The 18,910-nt window shown below is 68.2% G+C and carries 23 protein-coding genes and 1 tRNA gene; 16 read left to right on the top strand and 8 right to left on the bottom strand.

Annotated elements, in window-relative coordinates; translation table 11 throughout:
• Nucleotides 1–22: 22 nt before the first annotated feature.
• Together sufB and ABIC70_RS14615 are read right to left on the bottom strand one after the other, a co-directional pair.
• The gene (gene sufB, locus ABIC70_RS14620; protein ID WP_043351940.1) at nucleotides 23–1,492 is read right to left on the bottom strand and encodes a Fe-S cluster assembly protein SufB; all 1,470 of its coding nucleotides are present in this window, start codon (nucleotides 1,490–1,492) and stop codon (nucleotides 23–25) included.
• Nucleotides 1,493–1,560: 68 nt separating this feature from the next.
• On the bottom strand, nucleotides 1,561–2,730 hold the full coding sequence (locus tag ABIC70_RS14615) for a cysteine desulfurase family protein (RefSeq protein ID WP_354439972.1): 1,170 nt from the start codon (nucleotides 2,728–2,730) through the stop codon (nucleotides 1,561–1,563).
• Nucleotides 2,731–3,003: 273 nt separating this feature from the next.
• Here ABIC70_RS14615 and ABIC70_RS14610 point away from each other — a divergent pair, with 273 nt between their 5' ends.
• The 3 genes from ABIC70_RS14610 to ABIC70_RS14600 all read left to right on the top strand — a co-directional run bounded on the left by ABIC70_RS14610 (nucleotide 3,004) and on the right by ABIC70_RS14600 (nucleotide 5,484).
• On the top strand, nucleotides 3,004–3,660 hold the full coding sequence (locus tag ABIC70_RS14610; protein ID WP_043351944.1) for an alpha/beta hydrolase: 657 nt from the start codon (nucleotides 3,004–3,006) through the stop codon (nucleotides 3,658–3,660).
• Nucleotides 3,661–3,745: 85 nt separating this feature from the next.
• Nucleotides 3,746–4,132: a response regulator gene (locus ABIC70_RS14605; RefSeq protein WP_043351947.1), complete on the top strand. Its 387-nt coding sequence runs from the start codon at nucleotides 3,746–3,748 to the stop codon at nucleotides 4,130–4,132.
• 59 nt (nucleotides 4,133–4,191) lie between these two features.
• Nucleotides 4,192–5,484 (top strand): O-acetylhomoserine aminocarboxypropyltransferase/cysteine synthase family protein, encoded by a 1,293-nt coding sequence (locus tag ABIC70_RS14600; RefSeq protein ID WP_053609952.1) that lies wholly within the window; start codon nucleotides 4,192–4,194, stop codon nucleotides 5,482–5,484.
• 232 nt (nucleotides 5,485–5,716) lie between these two features.
• Here ABIC70_RS14600 and ABIC70_RS14595 read toward each other — a convergent pair whose 3' ends face one another.
• On the bottom strand, nucleotides 5,717–6,886 hold the full coding sequence (locus ABIC70_RS14595) for an acetyl-CoA acetyltransferase (protein WP_354439971.1): 1,170 nt from the start codon (nucleotides 6,884–6,886) through the stop codon (nucleotides 5,717–5,719).
• 202 nt (nucleotides 6,887–7,088) lie between these two features.
• Nucleotides 7,089–7,658 (bottom strand): NUDIX domain-containing protein, encoded by a 570-nt coding sequence (locus ABIC70_RS14590; RefSeq protein ID WP_274929126.1) that lies wholly within the window; start codon nucleotides 7,656–7,658, stop codon nucleotides 7,089–7,091.
• Between the two features lie 215 nt (nucleotides 7,659–7,873).
• On the opposite strand from ABIC70_RS14590, the gene ABIC70_RS14585 reads away from it, so the two are divergent.
• From ABIC70_RS14585 to ABIC70_RS14530, 12 genes are all read left to right on the top strand, one after another.
• On the top strand, nucleotides 7,874–8,281 hold the full coding sequence (locus ABIC70_RS14585) for a hypothetical protein (RefSeq protein ID WP_354439970.1): 408 nt from the start codon (nucleotides 7,874–7,876) through the stop codon (nucleotides 8,279–8,281).
• Nucleotides 8,278–8,529, top strand: coding sequence for a monovalent cation/H+ antiporter complex subunit F (locus ABIC70_RS14580; RefSeq protein ID WP_043351953.1), 252 nt, complete (start codon nucleotides 8,278–8,280; stop codon nucleotides 8,527–8,529). The genes ABIC70_RS14585 and ABIC70_RS14580 overlap by 4 nt, the downstream gene beginning before the upstream one ends.
• Entirely contained in the window at nucleotides 8,526–8,810 is a 285-nt protein-coding gene (locus ABIC70_RS14575) for a monovalent cation/H(+) antiporter subunit G (protein ID WP_043755801.1), read from the top strand. The genes ABIC70_RS14580 and ABIC70_RS14575 overlap by 4 nt, the downstream gene beginning before the upstream one ends.
• The gene (locus ABIC70_RS14570) at nucleotides 8,807–9,058 is read left to right on the top strand and encodes a Na(+)/H(+) antiporter subunit B (protein WP_043383840.1); all 252 of its coding nucleotides are present in this window, start codon (nucleotides 8,807–8,809) and stop codon (nucleotides 9,056–9,058) included. The genes ABIC70_RS14575 and ABIC70_RS14570 overlap by 4 nt, the downstream gene beginning before the upstream one ends.
• Nucleotides 9,055–9,831 carry an MnhB domain-containing protein gene (locus tag ABIC70_RS14565; protein WP_053609956.1) on the top strand — a complete coding sequence of 259 codons (777 nt, stop codon included), beginning with the start codon at nucleotides 9,055–9,057 and terminating at the stop codon, nucleotides 9,829–9,831. The genes ABIC70_RS14570 and ABIC70_RS14565 overlap by 4 nt, the downstream gene beginning before the upstream one ends.
• Nucleotides 9,828–10,235 carry a sodium:proton antiporter gene (locus ABIC70_RS14560; RefSeq protein WP_043351959.1) on the top strand — a complete coding sequence of 136 codons (408 nt, stop codon included), beginning with the start codon at nucleotides 9,828–9,830 and terminating at the stop codon, nucleotides 10,233–10,235. The genes ABIC70_RS14565 and ABIC70_RS14560 overlap by 4 nt, the downstream gene beginning before the upstream one ends.
• The gene (locus tag ABIC70_RS14555; RefSeq protein WP_043383845.1) at nucleotides 10,232–11,986 is read left to right on the top strand and encodes a complex I subunit 5 family protein; all 1,755 of its coding nucleotides are present in this window, start codon (nucleotides 10,232–10,234) and stop codon (nucleotides 11,984–11,986) included. Before ABIC70_RS14560 ends, ABIC70_RS14555 begins: the two co-directional genes overlap by 4 nt.
• Before the next feature lie 60 nt (nucleotides 11,987–12,046).
• On the top strand, nucleotides 12,047–12,796 hold the full coding sequence (locus ABIC70_RS14550) for a hypothetical protein (RefSeq protein ID WP_354439969.1): 750 nt from the start codon (nucleotides 12,047–12,049) through the stop codon (nucleotides 12,794–12,796).
• Between the two features lie 439 nt (nucleotides 12,797–13,235).
• Nucleotides 13,236–13,514 (top strand): DUF6894 family protein, encoded by a 279-nt coding sequence (locus tag ABIC70_RS14545; protein ID WP_043351966.1) that lies wholly within the window; start codon nucleotides 13,236–13,238, stop codon nucleotides 13,512–13,514.
• A gap of 330 nt (nucleotides 13,515–13,844) precedes the next feature.
• Nucleotides 13,845–14,354, top strand: coding sequence for a hypothetical protein (locus ABIC70_RS14540; RefSeq protein ID WP_354439968.1), 510 nt, complete (start codon nucleotides 13,845–13,847; stop codon nucleotides 14,352–14,354).
• Between the two features lie 54 nt (nucleotides 14,355–14,408).
• Entirely contained in the window at nucleotides 14,409–14,780 is a 372-nt protein-coding gene (locus ABIC70_RS14535) for a hypothetical protein (RefSeq protein WP_043351972.1), read from the top strand.
• Nucleotides 14,781–14,920: 140 nt separating this feature from the next.
• Nucleotides 14,921–15,118, top strand: coding sequence for a hypothetical protein (locus tag ABIC70_RS14530; protein WP_043351974.1), 198 nt, complete (start codon nucleotides 14,921–14,923; stop codon nucleotides 15,116–15,118).
• A gap of 8 nt (nucleotides 15,119–15,126) precedes the next feature.
• Here the strand turns inward: ABIC70_RS14530 and ABIC70_RS14525 are convergent, their stop codons facing one another.
• On the bottom strand, nucleotides 15,127–15,339 hold the full coding sequence (locus tag ABIC70_RS14525) for a hypothetical protein (RefSeq protein ID WP_354439967.1): 213 nt from the start codon (nucleotides 15,337–15,339) through the stop codon (nucleotides 15,127–15,129).
• 54 nt (nucleotides 15,340–15,393) lie between these two features.
• Nucleotides 15,394–15,543 (bottom strand): hypothetical protein, encoded by a 150-nt coding sequence (locus tag ABIC70_RS14520; protein WP_354439966.1) that lies wholly within the window; start codon nucleotides 15,541–15,543, stop codon nucleotides 15,394–15,396.
• Nucleotides 15,544–15,888: 345 nt separating this feature from the next.
• Between ABIC70_RS14520 and ABIC70_RS14515 the strand changes: the two genes are divergently transcribed.
• Nucleotides 15,889–16,359 carry a hypothetical protein gene (locus ABIC70_RS14515; protein ID WP_043351975.1) on the top strand — a complete coding sequence of 157 codons (471 nt, stop codon included), beginning with the start codon at nucleotides 15,889–15,891 and terminating at the stop codon, nucleotides 16,357–16,359.
• Between the two features lie 112 nt (nucleotides 16,360–16,471).
• Here ABIC70_RS14515 and ABIC70_RS14510 read toward each other — a convergent pair whose 3' ends face one another.
• Together ABIC70_RS14510 and ABIC70_RS14505 are read right to left on the bottom strand one after the other, a co-directional pair.
• A complete protein-coding gene (locus ABIC70_RS14510) occupies nucleotides 16,472–17,950 on the bottom strand; it encodes a methyl-accepting chemotaxis protein (RefSeq protein WP_354439965.1) in 1,479 nt (492 codons plus the stop codon).
• Nucleotides 17,951–18,756: 806 nt separating this feature from the next.
• Nucleotides 18,757–18,832, bottom strand: a tRNA-Thr gene (locus tag ABIC70_RS14505).
• Nucleotides 18,833–18,910: the final 78 nt, after the last annotated feature.

Below are 18,910 nucleotides of genomic sequence, written 5' to 3'. Positions count from 1 at the left end.
GTCGTCGAAACCGCCCAGGCGGTCAGCCCACCGAGCCTTCCAGGCTGATCGAGATCAGCTTCTGCGCCTCGACGGCGAACTCCATGGGCAGCTGCTGCAGCACGTCCCGGACGAAGCCGTTGACGATGAGTGCGGTCGCCTCCTCCTCGGAGAGGCCGCGCTGCTGGCAGTAGAACTTCTGGTCCTCGGAGATCTTCGAGGTTGTCGCCTCGTGTTCGAACACCGCCGAGGCGTTCTTCGACTCGATATAGGGCACGGTGTGCGCGCCGCACTGGTCGCCGATCAGCAGGGAGTCGCAGTTCGTGAAGTTCCGGGCGTTGGAAGCCTTCCTGTGGGCCGAGACGAGCCCCCGGTAGGTGTTCTGCGACCGGCCCGCCGAGATGCCCTTCGAGATGATCCGGCTCGTCGTGTTCTTGCCGAGATGGATCATCTTGGTGCCGGAATCGACCTGCTGCATGCCGTTCGACACCGCGATCGAGTAGAACTCGCCGCGGGAATCGTCGCCGCGCAGGATGCAGGACGGGTACTTCCATGTGATCGCCGAGCCGGTCTCGACCTGCGTCCACGAGATCTTCGAGCGGGCGCCACGGCAATCGCCGCGCTTGGTCACGAAGTTGTAGATGCCGCCCTTGCCCTCGTTGTCGCCCGGGTACCAGTTCTGGACCGTCGAGTACTTGATCTCGGCATCGTCCAGGGCGACGAGCTCGACCACCGCGGCGTGGAGCTGGTTGTCGTCGCGCTTCGGGGCGGTGCAGCCCTCGAGATACGAGACGTAGGAGCCCTTGTCGGCGATGATCAGCGTGCGCTCGAACTGGCCGGTGTCGCGCTCGTTGATGCGGAAATAGGTCGACAGCTCCATCGGGCAGCGCACGCCCGGCGGAATGTAGACGAACGACCCGTCCGAGAACACGGCCGAGTTGAGCGTGGCGAAGAAGTTGTCGGTCACCGGCACGACCGAGCCGAGGTACTTCTTCACCAGCTCGGGATGCTCGCGCACGGCCTCGGAGATCGGCATGAAGATCACGCCGGCCTTCTCCAGCTCCTTCTTGAAGGTGGTGGCCACCGAGACCGAGTCGAACACGGCGTCGACCGCGACGCGGCGCTCCGGCGCGATGCCCTCCAGCACCTCGACCTCGCGGAGCGGGATGCCGAGCTTCTCGTAGGTCTTCAGGATCTCAGGATCGATCTCGTCGAGCGACATCGCCGCCGGACGCTTGGGCGCCGCATAGTAGTAGATGTCGTTGTAATCGACCTTGTCGTAGGAGACCCGCGCCCACTCCGGCTCCTTCATGGTCAGCCAGCGCTTGTAGGCGTCGAGGCGCCACTCCAGCAGCCACGCGGGCTCGTTCTTCTTGGCCGAGATGAAGCGCACGACGTCCTCGGAGATGCCCTTCGCGGACTTCTCCATCTCGATGGTGGTCTCAAACCCGTACTTGTACTGGTCGAGGTCGATCGAGCGGACCCGGTCGATGGTTTCCTGCACGGCAGGCATCAGCGTCTCCTGGGCATCTCCGGCGTCAAGGGCCGGGAAGCGTCTGTCGGATAGCGGGGGCGCGGCCCTCAGGCCGCCTGTCCTCGCCGTCTATATAGGGGCTGCAAGGCCCGTTCGAAGGCGTCGAGGAAGCATGCCACCTCCTCGTCCACCGTGTTCCAGCCGAGGCTGACGCGCAGCGCCCCCCCGGCGAGGTCAGGACCGACGCCCATCGCGGCGAGCGTCGCCGAGCGCGCGACCTTGCCCGACGAGCAGGCCGAGCCCGACGACACCGCCACGCCGGCGAGGTCGAGGGCGATCAGGGCCGAGGGCGCATCGAGGCCCGGGACCGAGAAGCTGAGGGTGTTGGGCAGGCGCTGGGCCCCGGCGGCGAACACCACCGCGTCGGGCGCCAGGGCCCGGATGCCAGCCTCGATCCGGTCGCGCAGCGCCCCGAGGCGCGCGCTCTCCCGGTCGAGCGACTCGCGGGCGATCCGGGCGGCCTCGCCCATGCCGACGATGGCCGGCAGGCACTCGGTGCCGCAGCGCTGCCGGCGCTCCTGCCCGCCACCCCGCATAAAGGCGGTCTCCAGGGTGACGCCGTCGGCCAGCACCAGCGCGCCGACACCCTTCGGCGCCGCGAACTTGTGGCCCGACAGGGTCAGCGCGTCGAGGCCGAGGCCAGGCATGTCGAGGGGGATCTTCCCGGCCGCCTGCACCGCGTCGCTGTGGACCAAGGTCCGGCCGTGCTCGCGAGCCAACCCGACGATGTCGGCCAGCGGCTGCACGGCGCCGGTCTCGTTGTTGGCGGCATGGACCGATACGAGCACGGACTCGTCGGACAGCGCGGCGAGCCGTGTCCCCAGGGCGGCGAGGTCGACCACGCCGTCGGCCGTGACCGGCAACGCCTCCGCGGCCGTTTCCGGGAACCGGTGCCCCGCCGCGACGCAGGGGTGCTCCGTCGCCGAGTAGAGGAGCCGGGTCGGAGCCGGCGTGCTGCGGCGACGCAGGGCGCCCGACAGGGCGGCGTTGGCGGCTTCGGTGCCGCCGCTGGTGAAGACGACCTGTTCGGGCCGCGCCGTCACCAGGGCCGCGACTTCGGCGCGGGCCGCTTCAAGAGCGGCCCGGGCGGCCCGACCCTCCGCGTGGATCGAGGACGGGTTACCGGGGAGCATCAGCGCGCGCGCCACCGCCTCGGCGACGGCCGGACGGACCGGAGCTGTCGCATTGTAGTCGAGATAGGCGCGTCCCCGGCTCATCCGCGTTCCGTTAAGTCCTCTGCTGCGGCGCGTCACAATTCCTTGCCCGCGCACCGGCTCGCCGTGCTAAGGCGCGCCGAGAGAATGAGATCCCGCCGCCGCAATCCGGTCGGCGTGGCAGCCGGCGCGAAGCTTCAGGCGGCTTCTTTAGAATAGTTCTAATCATCTAGAACCATTCTAAGACTGCTTTTATGGGGCGCGCGCGACGAGTCAAGGCTGCCGCGTCGCCGTGCCGATCGCCCGGCGGGCGATCTCGAGAGTGAGAGACGAGCGATGCCCGAAGTCATCTTCACCGGCCCGGCCGGCCGCCTGGAAGGCCGTTATCAAGCCCCCAAGAAGCGCGGTGCGCCGATCGCCATCATCCTGCACCCGCATCCCCAGTTCGGGGGTACGATGAACAATCAAATTGTGTACAACCTTTTTTACACCTTCGCCAATCGCGGTTTCGCAGCCCTGCGTTTCAATTTCCGCGGGGTCGGCCGCAGCCAGGGCTCCTTCGATCACGGCTCGGGCGAGCTGTCGGATGCCGCCGCCGCCCTCGACTGGGTGCAGTCGGTCAACCCCGAGGCGAAGTCCTGCTGGATCGCCGGCGTGTCGTTCGGTTCGTGGATCGGCATGCAGCTCCTGATGCGCCGCCCCGAGATCGAGGGCTTCATCTCCATCGCCGCGATGGCGAACCGCTACGACTTCACCTTCCTGGCCCCCTGCCCCTCCTCCGGCCTGTTCGTGCACGGCTCTGAGGACCGGGTGGCGCCCGCCCGCGAGGTCATGCCGGTGATCGAGAAGGTGAAGACCCAGAAGGGCGTCATCATCGAGCACCAGATGGTCGATGGCGCGAACCACTTCTTCGACGGCAAGGTCGAGGAACTGACACAGACGGTGGACACCTATCTCGACAAGCGCCTGGGCAAGCGCGAGGAGGCGGCCTGACCGAACCGGTCCCGCGCCTTGACGGGGGGAGCCCCGGAGGAATAGGGCGCGGACTTCGGAATTGAGACTCACCTTCGCAGGTCTGATGTCAGATAGCCCGTCCGATCAACCCGTGGTGCTCCTGGTGGAGGATGACGGCCTCCTGCTGATGGAGGCCTCTGACACCCTTGCGGATGCGGGCTTCACCGTCGTCGAGGCGACGCACGCCGACAAGGCGCTGAAGGTCCTGGAGAACCGTGACGATGTCGGCGTCCTGATGACCGACGTCGACATGCCGCAGGGCTCGATGGACGGTTTCGCCCTCGCCCGCCTCGTGGCGTATCGCTGGCCGTCGATCCCCGTTCTGGTGGTGTCGGGCATGGGCACGCCCGGTCCCAACGACATGCCGGAGGGCGCCCGGTTCATTCCGAAGCCCTACGAGCCGACCACCCTGGTCCGAACCCTGCAGGCCTTCCTCCGCCGCGCGGCGTGACGCACGGATCCGCTCGGGCTGACGCCCCGGTCCGGGCATCGAACACCCGACCGAGAGCCATGACGGATCAGAACCGACCGCACCGTTTCGCGACCCGGGCCATCCATGCCGGCGCGGCGCCGGACCCCGCCACGGGCGCGCGGGTCCAGCCGATCTACTTCACCAACGGCTTCGTGTTCGACTCGACCGAGCAGGCGGCGGACATCTTCGCCGGCCGGCGGACCGGCTTCTCGTATTCCCGCGGCTCGAACCCCACCGTCGCCGCGCTGGAACGTCGCATCGCCGATCTCGAGGGCGCGAAGGCCGGCGTGGCGGTGTCTTCAGGACAGTCCGCCATGCAGCTGGTCCTGATGACGCTGATGAAGAGCGGCGACGCCTATGTCGCGTCGCCGCGCCTGTTCGGCGGGTCACTCGGTCTGATGCGCCGCCTCGATGGGCGCTACGACCTGAAGCCCCGCTTCGCACGCGGCATGGCCCCGGAGGATTTCGAGGCGGCCATCACCCCGGACTGCCGGGCCATCTTCTGCGAATCGATCGTGAATCCCTGCGCGTCGGTGGTGGACCTCGATGGGATCGCCGCGGTGGCGCGGCGCCACAATCTCCCGCTCGTCGTGGACAATACCCTGGCCTCGCCGGCCCTGATCCGACCGATCGAGCACGGCGCCGACATCGTCTGGCACTCGACCTCGAAGTTCCTGAGCGGCTCCGGCCAGACCATCGGCGGCGTGATCTGCGACGCCGGCCGCTTCGACTGGGAAAAGGCCGGCGGCTACAACCTGATCACCGAGCCCTGGCCGGACTATGACGGCCTCGTCCTGACCAAGGCCTTCCCCGAAACCCCGTTCGCGGCCGCCTGCCGGTTCTTCGGCCTGCGCGACCTCGGGCCCGGCCTGTCGCCGATGAACGCGTTCCTGACGCTCATGGGCATCGAGACCCTGCCGTTGCGCATGGAGCGGCATTGCGCCAATGCGCGGGCGGTCGCGGCCTTCCTCAAGGACCATCCGGCGGTGGATTGGGTGAGCTATCCGATGCTGCCGGGACAGCCCGGGGAGGACCTCGCCCGGCGCTACACGCCGAACGGGCCGGGCTCGATCTTTACCTTCGCCCTGAAGGGCGGCGAGCGGGCGGCCCTGACGTTCATCGCCGCCCTGGAGCTGATCTCGCACCTCGTGAACATCGGCGAGATCAAGTCGCTGGCGATCCACCCGTCCTCGACCACCCACCGGCAGCTGCCGGAACACGAGAAGGCCGCCGCGCAGGTCGGGCCCGAAACCGTTCGCCTCTCCATCGGATTGGAGGACGAGGCCGACCTGATCGCCGATCTCACGCAGGCCTTGGACCGGCTCGGCTGAGCGGGACGCTCGCTGCCGAAGGGCGTGCGGCCCCTCTCCTCATCCGCCGCGACCGCAGCGAACCACGGCAATGCGCGCTGGCCGTCATCGCCCTGCTGGATTGCCGCGCTCCGGTCGCGAAGACGGCGACGGCGAGACCTCCCGAAGGACCTGACCTCTCGCGTTCGATCCTCGTCCGGTCCAGAGAGGAAGCCCGCCCCTCTGGATCGTCGCCGGACCGCCGAGCCTCCGCTCAGCGCCGCCGTTCCAGGATCGACACGTAGTTGGCGACCGCCGCGCCGCCCATGTTGAAGATCCCGGCGAGTTCCGCACCGGGCACCTGCATCTCGCCGGCCTCGCCCATGAGCTGGAGGCAGGCCATCACGTGCATCGACACGCCGGTGGCGCCGACCGGATGGCCCTTGGCCTTCAGGCCGCCGGACGGGTTGATCGGCAGCCGCCCACCCTTCTCGGCCAGGCCCTCGCGCACCACGCGGTAGCCCTCGCCGGGGGCTGCGAGGCCCATCGCCTCGTACTCGATCAGCTCGGCGATGGTGAAGCAATCGTGGGTCTCCACGAAGGAGAGGTCCTCGTTGGCGATCCCGGCCTGCGCGCGGGCCTTCTCCCAGGCCATCCGCGCGCCCTTGAACTCCGCCGGGTCGCGGCGGGACAGCGGCAGGATGTCGTTGACGTGGGCCCGGGCGCGGAAGCCGATCGCCCGCTCCAGACCCTCCGCCGTCTCGGCATCCGCCACCACCAGGGCCGCCGCGCCGTCCGAGATCAGCGAGCAGTCGGTGCGCCGCAGGGGAGCGGCCACGTAGGGGTTCTTCTCCGAGACTCGGTTGCAGAAGTCGAAGCCGAGATCCTTGCGCAGCTGCGCGTAGGGATTGCCGACGCCGTTGCGGTGGTTCTTGGCGGCGATCCGGGCCAGCTCCTCGCTGCGGTCGCCGTAGCGCTGGAAATAGCCCGCCGCGATCCGCCCGAACACGCCGGCGAAGCCGCCCTCGATGTGGGCCTCCTCCTTCCGGTAGGAGGCGCCCAGGAGGATGTCGCCGGTCTCGGCGACGGTCTTGGCCGTCATCTTCTCGGCGCCGATCACAAGGGCCACGCGGCCGCGGCCGCTGTCGACGAAGTCGAGGGCCGCGTAGAGGGCCGCCGACCCGGTGGCGCAGGCGTTCTCCAGATGGGTCGCCGGGGCGTGGGCGAGGCCGGGCCGATTCACCGCCACCAGCGCGCCCTCGAAGCCCTGCTTCGAGAAGCCGGTGTTCATCGAGCCCACATAGATGCCGTCGACCTGGGATTCCTCGACGCCGGCATGGGCCAGCGCCTCGCCCGAGACCCGGGCGATCAGCCCTTCGACATCCGGCTCCTCCAGCTTGCCGAAGGGTGTGTGGGCCCAGCCCACGATGCAGGCGCGCGTCATCCGGTGACCTCCCGAGTCTTGCGCGGACGATGGGCCCGCCGTGGCCGGCGATCAAGACGTGCCGACGGCTCTTCGGAGCTTACTGCCCGCATGAGTGTCCTTCACGCAGGTCGTTTTCAGCGCAGGTGGAACGCGATCCACGCGACCCCGGCCAGCACCAGCGCGGTCAGCAGACCCTGGGCGAATGCGCGCTGGCGGTTCCTCACCGGTGGAACAGCTCCGGATGGCGTGCCCGGAGCGCCAGGATCAGGGTGAGCGTTTTCAGGTCGGTGATCTCGGCGCGGTCGGCCCGGGCGGCGAGCTCGGCCAGCGGGATCTCGACGACCCGGATGTTCTCGTGCTCGCCTTCGGCCCCGCCGCCCGCCTCGGCCCGATCCGCCAAGCCGTAGATCGCGAGGTACAGGTGGATCTTCTCGGTGGTGAGGCTCGCGCAGGAATAGGTGGCGCCGACGAATTCCAGGGCGTGCAGGCGCAGGCCCACCTCCTCGATCGCCTCCCGGCGGGCATTCTCCTCCGGGCTGCCGTCATCGATCAGGCCGGCCGGGGCTTCCAGCTGGACCTGCTCGCCGGCCGCGAATAGCGGCGGGACCCGCAACTCGCGCACGAGCGTCGCGACCCGCCGCTCCGGGTCGTAGGGCAGGATCCCCACCGAGTTGCCGTGATCTTCGATTTCCCGCTCGACCACGGCGCCGTCGGCGAGGCGCACCTGCGCGATGCCGAACCGGCTCCAGCCCTCGTGGAGGAAGCGGATGTTCAGGATCTCGGCCTTCATGCGCACTCCCATCTCTGATCGCCCTACACGGAAGCGTGTCTTCAAGTTCCGGGAACGCGGGCGCCCGCCGTGACGTTCGGTCGGGCATGCGCATGGCCACGCTTCCGCGGGGCGCGCTCCGGTCAGGATCGATGCGGGCAGGACCGATCAGCGGACTCAGAAGGCGCTCGGGGCGTGATGGCCTCGCGATCTGGGTCGCCCTAGCACTGACTTACATGGTCTTTGCCGGCTCGGTGAGCGTGAACGAGGGACTCGCCGCCCTCGTCTGCGCCAGCCTCGGGACGCTGTGGTGGTGGGGCGTCGGCCGGCGCGGCGGCGTGCGGTTCCGCTTCGACCGGGGGACGCTGCGGCCGATCTGGCGGGCCCTGCGCGGCCTGCCCCGCGAGACCGTTCAGGTGGGCGGCAAGCTGGTGAGGGCCCTGCGCGGCGGCGGCGCCAGCGGCGGGACGACCCGCGAGCGGAGCGCCTCCGACTTCGCCTGGGCGACGCCCGACGGTGCGACGGCGCCGGCCGCGCGGGCCGTCGGACTGCTCGCCGCCTCGCTCGCCCCCGACAGCTACGTCCTCACCCTCGACCGCGATCACGGAACGGTGGTGACGCACGGCCTGGAGGAGGCGCGATGACGGTCTGGACGGCCGCCATCCTGGCGCTGCTGCCGCCGCTCGCCGTTGCGGCGGCTTTGGCGTGGCGGGGCCGGCCCGGCCAGCGCTTCGCCGCCTACCAGCTCGCCGGCAGCGTCACGGTCCTGATCCTGACGCTTATGGCCTTCGCCACGGACCAGGCTTCGATCACCGACCTCGCCCTCACCCTGGTTCTGCTCAACCTGCCCGGCACGATGCTGCTCGCCGTCTTCCTGGAGCGCTGGATATGAGCGTCGTCATCGGTGTCCTGCTGGTCCTCGCGGTGGCGGTGACGTGGCTCGCCGCGCTCGCCCTGTGGCGCCTGCCGCGGGCCCTCGACCGGCTGCACGCGCTGGCCTTCCTCAACGTCGCGGCCTCAGTCCTCGTCACCATGGCGGCGTTCCTCGCCGACGGCGTCTCCGGGCGCTCGCTCAAGATCCTGGTGATGATGGTGGTGTTCCTCGCCTGGGCGGCGGTGCTGTCGCACGTCTCCGGCCGGGCCGTGCTGATGCGCGAGGGCCGCTCGGCATGACGGCGATCCTGCCGCTGCTGTTCCTGTTCGCCGCGATCTCGGGCACTGCCGTGGTCCTCGTGCGCGATCCCGCCCGGCAGGTCTTCGCCATCGCGGTCAACGGGCTCGTCCTGGCGATCCTGTTCGACGCCCTTCAGGCGCCCGACGTCGCCCTGTCCGAGCTGGCGGTCGGCACTGCGGCCGTCCCGCTCCTCTTCCTCGTGGCGCTCATGGCGGTGAAGACCCAGCCGCCCGAGGAGGATTCGTGAGCCCGAACGCCCGGATCGTCCTTCTGGCCCTCGCGGGCCTCGCCCTGCTCCCCGGCGCGGCGGCGGTGATCGCCGGCTTGCCGCCCTTCGGATCGACGATCGCGCAGTATGGCGAACGCATCAACGCGGTCGCCCCCGAGGCGCGGCACGTCGCCAACATGGTCAGCGCCATCAACTTCGACCTGCGCGGCCTCGACACCCTCGGCGAGGAGTTCATGCTGCTCGCGGCGATCACCGGCACGGTGGTGCTGCTGCGCGGGCGGCGCGGCGAGGGCAACACCGCGCGCGCCATGCGCCGGCCCGGCCGCGCCGTGATCCCGCGCTCGGAGGCCGTCGTGCTCGCCTGCCGGATCGCCGGCCCGCTCACCGCGCTGTTCGGCCTCTACGTCGTGCTGCACGCGACCGTGACGCCGGGCGGCGGCTTCCAGGGCGGCGTCATCCTCGCCTCCGGGACCCTGCTGATCTATCTCGGCGAGGGCTATGCCGGCTGGCGCGACGCCATCCGCAGCCACTGGCTCGACGCCCTGGAGGGCGGGGGGGCGCTGCTCTTCGCCCTGTGCGGGCTGGCGCCGATGCTCACCGGCGCCGCCTTCATGCAGAACATCCTGCCGCTCGGCACCTTCCGCGACCTGTTCTCGGGCGGCCTGATGCTCGTCGAGAACCTCGGCGTCGCCCTGGCGGTGACGGGCGGCTTCACGCAGCTCTTCCTGGAATTCATGGAGGAGACCCGCGAGGCGCGCGAGCCCGAGGAACCGGGGGAGGAATCCGCGTGAGTGTTCTCCCCTATGCGGTTGCCGCGTGGCTGTTCGGGATCGGTCTCTACGGCATCGCCACGAGCCGCAACTTCATCCACCTCGTGGGCTGCCTCGGCGTCTGCCAATCGGCGACCTACGTGCTCCTGCTCGGCCTCGGCTATCGCTGGGGCAGCATCGCGCCGATCTTCTACGACCACCCGCCGGGAACGCCCGCCGTCGACCCGGTGATGCAGGCGCTGGTGCTCACCGACATCGTGGTCGGCGCAACGCTCACCGCGCTTCTCCTCGTCCTGACGATCCAGGCCTACAAGCGCGGCGGCAGCCTGGACCCGGAGAAGCTCCGGCCGATGCGCGCGGGCGGCCAGTCCGGGCGCGATCGGGGATCGAACCGGGTGGGCGATGGGGAGCGGAAAGCCTCGTGACCGCTTTTCCCGCCGCCCTCCTCCCGCTACCGGTCGCCATCCCGCTCGTGATCTGCGCGGCGATGCTGGCGACCGCCCATTTCCTGCCAGGCCGCCTCCCCGACATCCTGGCGACGCTGGCGGCCTTGAGCGTCGCGGTGCTCTGCGGCGTCATCGCCGTGCATGCCGCCGACGGGCCTCTGGTCTACTGGTTCGGCGGCTGGGAGCCGCGCGACGGCGTCCATCTCGGCATCGGCTTCTCGGTGGACGAGGCCAGCGGCTGGGTCGCGGCCTTCATCGGCCTCCTCTACGCCCTGACCTTCGTGTTCGCCTGGGGCTTCTTCGATCGCACCCACGGCCACTTCCACATCCTGATGCTGCTGTTCCTGGCCGCCATGGTCGGGTTCTGCTTCACCCGCGATATGTTCAACCTGTTCGTGTGGTTCGAGGTGATGAGCGTCGCGGCCTTCGCGCTGACGGCCTACCATCTGGCGGAATCGTCGCTGGCGGGTGCCATTAACTTCACCGTGGTCAACAGCCTCGCGGGCTTCTTGATGCTCGGGGGCATCGGGCTGATCTACGCCCAGACCGGCACGCTCGATTTCGAGGGCATCGCGGCCGCCGTGGCGCGAGGCGGCCGGGATCCGGTGGTGGCCGGGGCCTTCTGCCTCGTGGCGTCCGCCCTGATGATCAAGGGCGCGATCGTGCCGTTCCAGTTCTGGCTCGCCGACGCCCACGCGGTGGCGCCGAGCCCGGTCTCGGTGATCTTCTCGGGGGCGATGGTCTCGCTCGGGCTGTTCGGCCTCGCGAAGGTGAGCGCCGTCGTGTTCGGCGGCTCCGATCAGGTTCGGCACGCCCTGCCGGCGCTCCTCATCGGCCTGGGCAGCTTCACCGCCCTGTTGGGCGGCTGGATGGCCCTGCTGCAGCGCCACCTGAAGCGGATGCTCGCTTTCTCGACGATCTCGCATGCCGGGATCATGCTCACCGGCCTCGGGGCCCTCTCGGTGGACGGGACCGGCGGGATGCTGGTCTACGTGGTGGGCCACGGGCTGGTGAAGGGGGCCCTGTTCATGATCGCCGGCATCCTGCTCGCGACCCAGGCCAGCATCGACGAGATCGCCCTGCGGGGGCTCGGACGGGGGATCTGGCCCGCCGGGATCGCCATGGGTCTGGCCGGGCTGCTGCTCTGCGGCCTCCCGCTCGGCGTGCTCGATCAGGGCACGCGCCTGGTCCAGGGCGCGCTGGCACAGCAGGGGCACGGGATCGCGCTGGCGGCCGGCGCCATCGGCGCGGCCCTGACGGGGGCGGCGGTGCTCCGGGCGGCAGGACGCATCTTCCTGGGCCTGGGGCCCGATCCCGGCGACGAGGCCGGGGCACCGAGCGAGGACGAGCGCGAGAAGGCCAATCGGCCGCTCTGGCTGATGCTGGCGCCCTGCTGCGTTCTGCTCGCCCTCGACGTCGGTGTGCCGGCGGGCCTGATCGAGCACGCCCTTCCGCGGGCGGCGTCGGCCTTCCTGCACCGGCCGGCGGTGGAGACCCTGGCGGAGGGACCAGGCTGGTTGCCATGGGCATCCGTGGTCGCCGCGCTTGCGGGTGCCGGCTACGGGCTGTTCCGGAGACGCCTGCCGGCGCTGGTGGTCCGACCGGTGAGCGCGACGCAATCGGCGCCGACCCGTGCGCTGGAGGTGCTCCACAGCGGCCTGATCGGCGACTATGTGGCGTGGCTCGGGGTCGGCGTGGCGGTGGTCGCGGGCGTGCTGGCCTTGGCGTGACCATGCGCAACCGGACGCGGACGAACCTGATCGGCCGCGCCCATCAGGGGTAGGTCGTCCGTGTCGAACCAAGCCAGCGGTTCCCGTTTTCGACACGCGCTGCTGCTCGGCCTCAGCCTCGTTCTCGTCGCCGGCGGCGTCGGAATGATCGTCACGGGGGCGGACGGTGGCGTCGCGACGACAGCGTTCTTCGGGGTCTGTGCGGCGGTCTCCGTCTGGCACATGCGGCCCGGGTTGCTGGAATCGGAGACCCGCTCGGCGGAGACCGTGCTCGCGCATTATCCCGGTCCGGTGGTTCTACGGGCCTCGGTGAAGAAGATCCTGTTCCTCGCCGCCCTCTCGGCCGTCTTCGGTGGGGTCATGGTCTGGATGCTGATGCACGAGGCGCCGTCGGTGACGATGCGGGTGCTGCTCTGGCCGGGTGTCGTGCTGTTCCTGGGCGGCCTGCCGGTCCTGATCCTCGTGGCGATCCGGGGTTCGTCGCTGCATCTCGACGGGACGGGCTTAACGATCGTGCAGGCCGGCCGGTCGCGGCGCATGTCCTGGCACGACGTCAGCGGCTTCACAGCGGTGACCGTGAAGGGCACGATGCAGCGGATGGTCGTGTTCGACGATGCGCGCGTCGGAGGGGGCCGCCTCGTCGCCCTGAACCGCCAGCTCACCGGGCGTGGAGCCGGGCTGCCGGACAGCTACGGTTTGGACCCCGACGCCCTCGCCGCTCTGCTCACGGCTTGGCGCCGTCGGGCGGTTCAGGACGAACCGATCGGACCGTCAGGTGTCTCCGCCGGAGACCGTCCGAGGGCATCGTAGCCAGCGCCGTGATCGACGCGCTGTGCGCCTCACCGGATCCATCATCGGCGGCGTCCGGACGGGCGGCGCGCGCCCGGGGCCGGTATCGCCGCGCCGATCCCGAGCATCGCCGAGATCGAGCAGGCCCTCACGGCAGCGCTCCAGCCGCGGAACGCGATCAACATCGCGCCGAGGCGCAGGGCAACGACCGCTTCGCGCCGCGGATCCGGCTTTTCATGTCCCAGGGCGCGGATCCCGAAAGGGCCGCCCGGTCCGCCGGTGCGGGCTGATTCGTCAGCGATGATGCCGTGTGGCCATCATAGATCGGCGGTGTTCGACGATCCAAATCAAACCCGACCACGGACAACCGTGTAAAGGTGCGCCTATCGCTGGCAGACTGATTCGGGCGTCAGTGGCCGAGAGTAGAGCGTGCTCCCGCCCCTTTACTGTGGAGCGCCCCATGCCGCGGTACTTCTTCGACATCAGCAACCGAAGCTTCCATCGCGACGAGGAAGGCAGCGACTGCGCTAATTTTGAGGCGGCCCGCGCTCTCGCGATGCGAAGCCTGCCCGAGATCGCGCGGTTCGCGATCCCGGGCGACGGGGATAACCAAGCCTTCGTTATCCTGGTCCGCGATGACGCTGGAACCGTGGTCTACACGGCGACGCTCACCTTCGCGGGAGTCCGGCTCAACGACGCCGCGAGCTCGCTCGGCCCTTGGCCTTCCCCGGCGTCCTGATCTGTCCCACGGCGGCATCGAAGTCGGTCTGATCCTCGCCGGCGCCAGCGTCACGCGCGGCTTCGATGCACCGGCGGCGCTGTATCTCGGGTGTCAGCCTCTTGGCCTTGAGCCGCGCTGCGTATCGGCTCGGCTCATCGCTGGTGAGATCGGACGCTCCCCCGCCCCGTGAGCAGATCGGGGCGGGGCCGAGCGGATGCGATGGCTCACGAATTTACAGCACACCGATGACAGGTTGGCTTTGAGAGCCTGAGTATGCCTTCGTCGAGCGCCGTCCTATGCTGAGCTATGACCACGCATGGGGACCCTATGGAAGAGTATGATCTGACGTTGAGCGCTTCTGATCAAGAAGAAGCGGACATCCGCACCATTCACCTGCTCCGTGGTGCCATCATTACGGCATACTCCCAGGTCGAATTTTTGCTGGCGGATCTATATTTTAGGGCAAGATATCTGCAGGAATACAACCATCTTCCGAAAAAACTTCCATATAAGCTTGAGACGAAGCTCAAGAGGTTGAAATCAATTGCAGATTTGCCCGGACCGATCGAACAATTTCGACAAGAACTTCACGCTGCAGTCGATGGCATTCTGCAGTTCGAAAAGATTCGCCACTTCATGGCTCATGGCATGCTAATCGATAGAAAGGAAGAAACCGGAGAGCATCAGATTTCGTTCAGGGGATATGTCGAAATAAATGGCGAGCCCGTGATGGAGATATTGAATGGAGATTTGAGAGATCTAAATAATAGCTTAAATATTATCGAGACATACACGATGAAATTTGTGCTTCTGGCGCATAAGATCATAGAGCACTGCAAACTCCCCCAGGTTGGTTAGCGTAAGCCCAAAATCTTTGCGGTTCAGCAACCATTCGGCTCTACCCCGGCCGTCATGTCCGACCTCCCGCCCGCCGTCGCGTCCTGGCGCGACCAGATCGAGCGCCTGTCCGAGCACGCCTCGCCGTGCCGGTATCTCCTGCCGGCGAAATGGGCGGCGATGCGGGCGAGCGCGCTGGCCTTCCTCGACCAGTTCGGCGCCGAGGCGCATCGGCTCGGCTGGACCGCGCCGCAACTGTTCGGGGTCCATCCGGAGCACGGATTCCTGCGCGTGGAATATGCCGGCGCCCTGATGGTCAACGACAGCCGGGTCACCGGCGTCGAGCCCGACCGGGTCGTGTTCGACCGCTTCTCCGGCTACCGGACCAAGCCGGGTCAGACCTGGGGACCGCCGGTCTGGGAGTTCGCGGCCAAGGGGCGCGGCTGATCCCGCCTGTGATCTGCGAGGATGTCGGGGGCAACCGCGTGGTTAGCCGACGCAGGTTGTTGCGCCGGCCAAGCCATTAACGCGTCAGGCCTTTTCGCGGCGCATGGTGCGGGCATGTCCCATTGCGCCACGAGCCTGCCATGCACTTCGAGATCCGTGCCACCGGCCGCCACCTCTGGACCTGGGTGTTGCTCGACGCGACGCAGATGACGGTCCTGGAATCGGACCGCACCTTTCCGTCCGAGACCCAGGCCTCGGCGGCCGCGCTGGCCTTCGCGAAGCTCGTGAACCGGGCTGGCCAGACGCTGACCGCGGGATCGTCAGGCGGCCTGATCTAGACGCGGACTCACTTCCGGCGCGGGCGGAGCGGCCCGTAGAACCCGCTCCATTCCAGGCCCAAGGCCTGCGCTCGCGCGGCCAACACGCCGGGCACCGACATCAGGCTCATCTCCGGCGACGCCAGGATGGCCGGGTCGTGCAGGAGAAGCCCGACCTGTCGTCCCCGCCACCAGAACAGCCCGAACAGCAGGGCGAGCGTCAGAAGCAGGCCCCAGGTCACGAGGCCTTGCCCGAAGATGGAGAGGCCATAGGGTGGTGCGAGGGCCGTACTGAGTCACGACAGGCCGATGCCGACGATCGGCAACAGGATGAGGAAGCCCAGCAGTTCCAGGTGCAGCCGCCGGACCACGCGGAGGGCGGCGTTCAGGTCCTCGACCGACACGGCGTCGAGGGAGAGCCGTTCATCGCTCGCAGCCGGCCTCATGGAGCCTCCTCCTTGGATGCTGCCTTCGACCGTGGGGCGGCATCGTTCTCGGACGCACTGGTCTGTGAGAGTCCCCGAGCCCCCGGCCGCCGGACCGCCGGTCGGCGACATGCTCGGCCACGTGCTGCTTCTTCGTGGCGGTCCGCAGGCCGAGACAGGCGATGGCCTGGGCGCGGGCCGATATCATCCGAGCGCGGTTCTCTCATAAGCCGATGCGGAGACAGACGAAATCGGCCGCCATTCACATTCGTCCACCGGTTGCGAAGATCAGAGGCGCGGGCGCCTTGAAGCTTACCCCCGCCTCAGGCTTGTTCTGCGTTCGTTCGCAAGCGGAGGAGCACCAGAATGGGGCGCCTGGGCAACGTCCAGCCTGGTCGGGTCTACGTCGACTGCGCGCCCTGCAAGCGCTCGGGACGCTACACCGTGGCCAGCCTGATCGATCGCTACGGCGCCGACGTCCCGACGGTGGATCTGCTCCGCCATCTGACGGCGTCGTGCCGCTACCAGCGCCGGCCCGGGGCTGCGCCCGCGCGGAAATACGAGCGCCTCTGCCTCGCCGCGATCACGCTGCCGCCGCCGGCGAAGCAGATCCCGCCGGTGCCGCCTGGGGTGCCCTACACGATCGAGGTCTGGCGCGACGCCGGCGGCAACGTCGCGCTGCACCTCGCCACCATCTACCCGCTGTCGATGGCGCTCGCCGCGTTCGAGGCTGCCTGCCGCGAATGGCCGACCCATGAGGTCACGCTGCGGGACCGGGCCCGGATCGTGCGGAAGCGTGAGGTGCCGCCAGGGGTCGACGGCGCCTCACCGTCTTGAGCCTCCCGGTCCCGCGGTCGAACCGACTCGCGCGCTCCGCGACGGACGGCCTTACGGCGGCCCGCGCTGGAGCGGACGACCGCAGAGGCAGAAGCGGCAGCGACGGGCGGTGTTAAGCTACCATGGCCCGTGACGCCTCACGCACCAGCCGCGTTGAGGAGTCGACCTCCTGGGTCGAGGCGGCGATCACGCTCACATTGCGGCTGATCTCCCCTACGGCCTGGGTCATGGCCTGCATGTTGATGGACATCTCCTGGGCGACCGCAGCCTGCTGCTCGACGGCCGTCGAGATGGCCGAGGAGATCTCGTTGACCTCTCCGATCGTCTGCCCGATGCCCGCGATGGCGGTGGCTGCCTGATTCGCAGCGTCCTGCGTCTGCGCGATCTGGCTGCTGATGCTCTCGGTCGCCTTCGCGGTCTGTGCCGCCAGGGATTTCACCTCGGTGGCCACCACGGCGAAACCCTTGCCGGCCTCGCCGGCCCGGGCGGCCTCGATCGTCGCGTTCAGCGCCAGCAGGTTCGTCTGCCCGGCGATCGTGTTGATCATCTCGACCACCTCGCCGATGCGCTGGGCGGCGGAGGCGAGGCCGGCGACCACTGTCGAGGTGGCGACCGCCTGCTCGACGGCCCGCCCCGTGACCTGCAGCGCGCGGTTCACCTGCGCGCTGATCTCGCTGACCGAGGCGGCAAGCTCCTCGGACCCGGCGGCGACACTCTGGGTGTTGCCTGAGGCCTGGGCGGCCGCGCTTGCCGCGCTCACCGCCTGCTGCGACGCATGAGAGATCGAGCCGCTGATGACGTCGAGGTCGCGGTCGACGCCCCGGTGGATTTCGGCCCGTCGCAGCCGCTCGGCCACGGCCTCGGTGATGTCGGTGGCGAACTTCACCACTTTCACGAGGCGGCCCGCGGCGTCGCGGACCGGGTTGTAGGTGGCCTGGATCCAGGCCTCGCGGCCGCCTTTGCCGATGCGCTTGTACTCCGCCTGCTGATACTCGCCGCTCCGGAGCCGGTCCCAGAAGGCCCGGTAGGCCGCGGTATCGCGGTCTGCCGCATCGACGAACATCGCGTGGTGCTTGCCCTTCACCTCGTCGAGGCTGTAGCCGACCACCGCGAGGAAGTTCTCATTGGCTGTGATGATCGTCCCGTCGAGGTTGAATTCGATGATCCCTTGCGAGCGGTCGAGGGCGTTCAGCTTGCTCTCGAAATCGGCGTTGCGCAATTTCTGCGCTGTGATGTCCGTGGCACATTTGAAGACGCCGTAGGGTTTGCCGTTGCGCCCGATGAGTGGGGTATAGCTCCCCTGAATCCAGACTTCGCGGCCGCCCTTGCCGATGCGCTTGTACTCAGATGTCTGATGTACACCGCTGCGCAGAGCGTCCCAGAACGCCTTGTAGGCTGCGCTCTCGCGCTCGACCGGGTCGACGAAGATGGAGTGATGCCGCCCCTTGATGTCGTCCAGTCGGTAGCCGAGGATCGACAGGAAGTTGGCGTTGGCGGTGACGACCTTTCCGTCGAGATCGAATTCGATCAGTGCGTGAGAGCTGTCGAGCGCATTCAATTTCGCGTGATGGCTGGGACGGAGAGACAGCATCTTAACCTGCTTTTAATATCGACGTTTCTATGCCAATTCTTTCATAAACTAATAAAATATCAGTAAACTTTCTTTAAGTGTAGACTTTTCGAGAAGGATTGAACTCCGCATTTTCTACTTTAAGTTGATTCGTCTCATATTCTCGTATTGCTGCCGGCTGGCCATCTGCTGCTGGTTATGTAATTTCCGATCGCTTGCGGCTCAGAGAGATAAATTTCGATAACTATCCCCGCGAATTCGACGAGATCACCGCGGTCTGCAGTAGTAGATCCAGTCATTGAGATGCGCTGGCTCAAGACATGACGATGCCAGCTGGTCGCGAGATTGCGACTACGCGGCCGCCGGTCGCGCTGTGGTGCGAGGCGTCCATTCAACTGCCGCCCGCGCAACCTTGATATTCTCCCGCGTGTCACCGAGGCGGGTCGAAAGCAGCCTTGCCACATGACGCCGTGGGGCTCGCATCAAGAGAGGCGGGAGCGGCCCTCGCGGAGCACCCCGGGATCGCAGTCCGCTGCTTCTGGCTGATGGCCGGGCTGTTGGCCTCCAGGCGCGCCGGCTTGTCGGCGATCAGCGCCTCGGTCGCCCAGGTGTGCGTACGGAGGGGCTCGACGAGATCGGCGCTCAGCCTTCGCGAGCGGATACGATTCGGTGGCGAGCTCGGCCGGCACCGCATCGACGGCGGCGTCGATATCCAGGCCGCTAACCACGGCGGCCTAGCGCAGCTCGGAGATGGTCGAGTTGTTCGCCATGCTGCCTGCCATGTCCGCCGGGCCGGTCATTCGGTCAGCAAGCGTAGGGCTAAGTGGTGGTGCCGCAAGAGGGATTCGAACCCCCGACCCCCTCATTACGAATGAGGTGCTCTACCAGCTGAGCTATTGCGGCCCTGGTCCCGAGGAACCGTGACCGACGCACGCGGTGTGCGGCGCCGGACGTGGCAGGCTCATAGCGGCACGGCCTGCG

It is taken from the genome of Methylobacterium sp. 1973, assembly GCF_040545035.1.
In the GTDB taxonomy this organism is placed as follows: domain Bacteria; phylum Pseudomonadota; class Alphaproteobacteria; order Rhizobiales; family Beijerinckiaceae; genus Methylobacterium; species Methylobacterium fujisawaense.
Note: the sequence above shows the minus strand (reverse complement) of the source record. Positions and strands in the feature narration are given on the sequence as shown.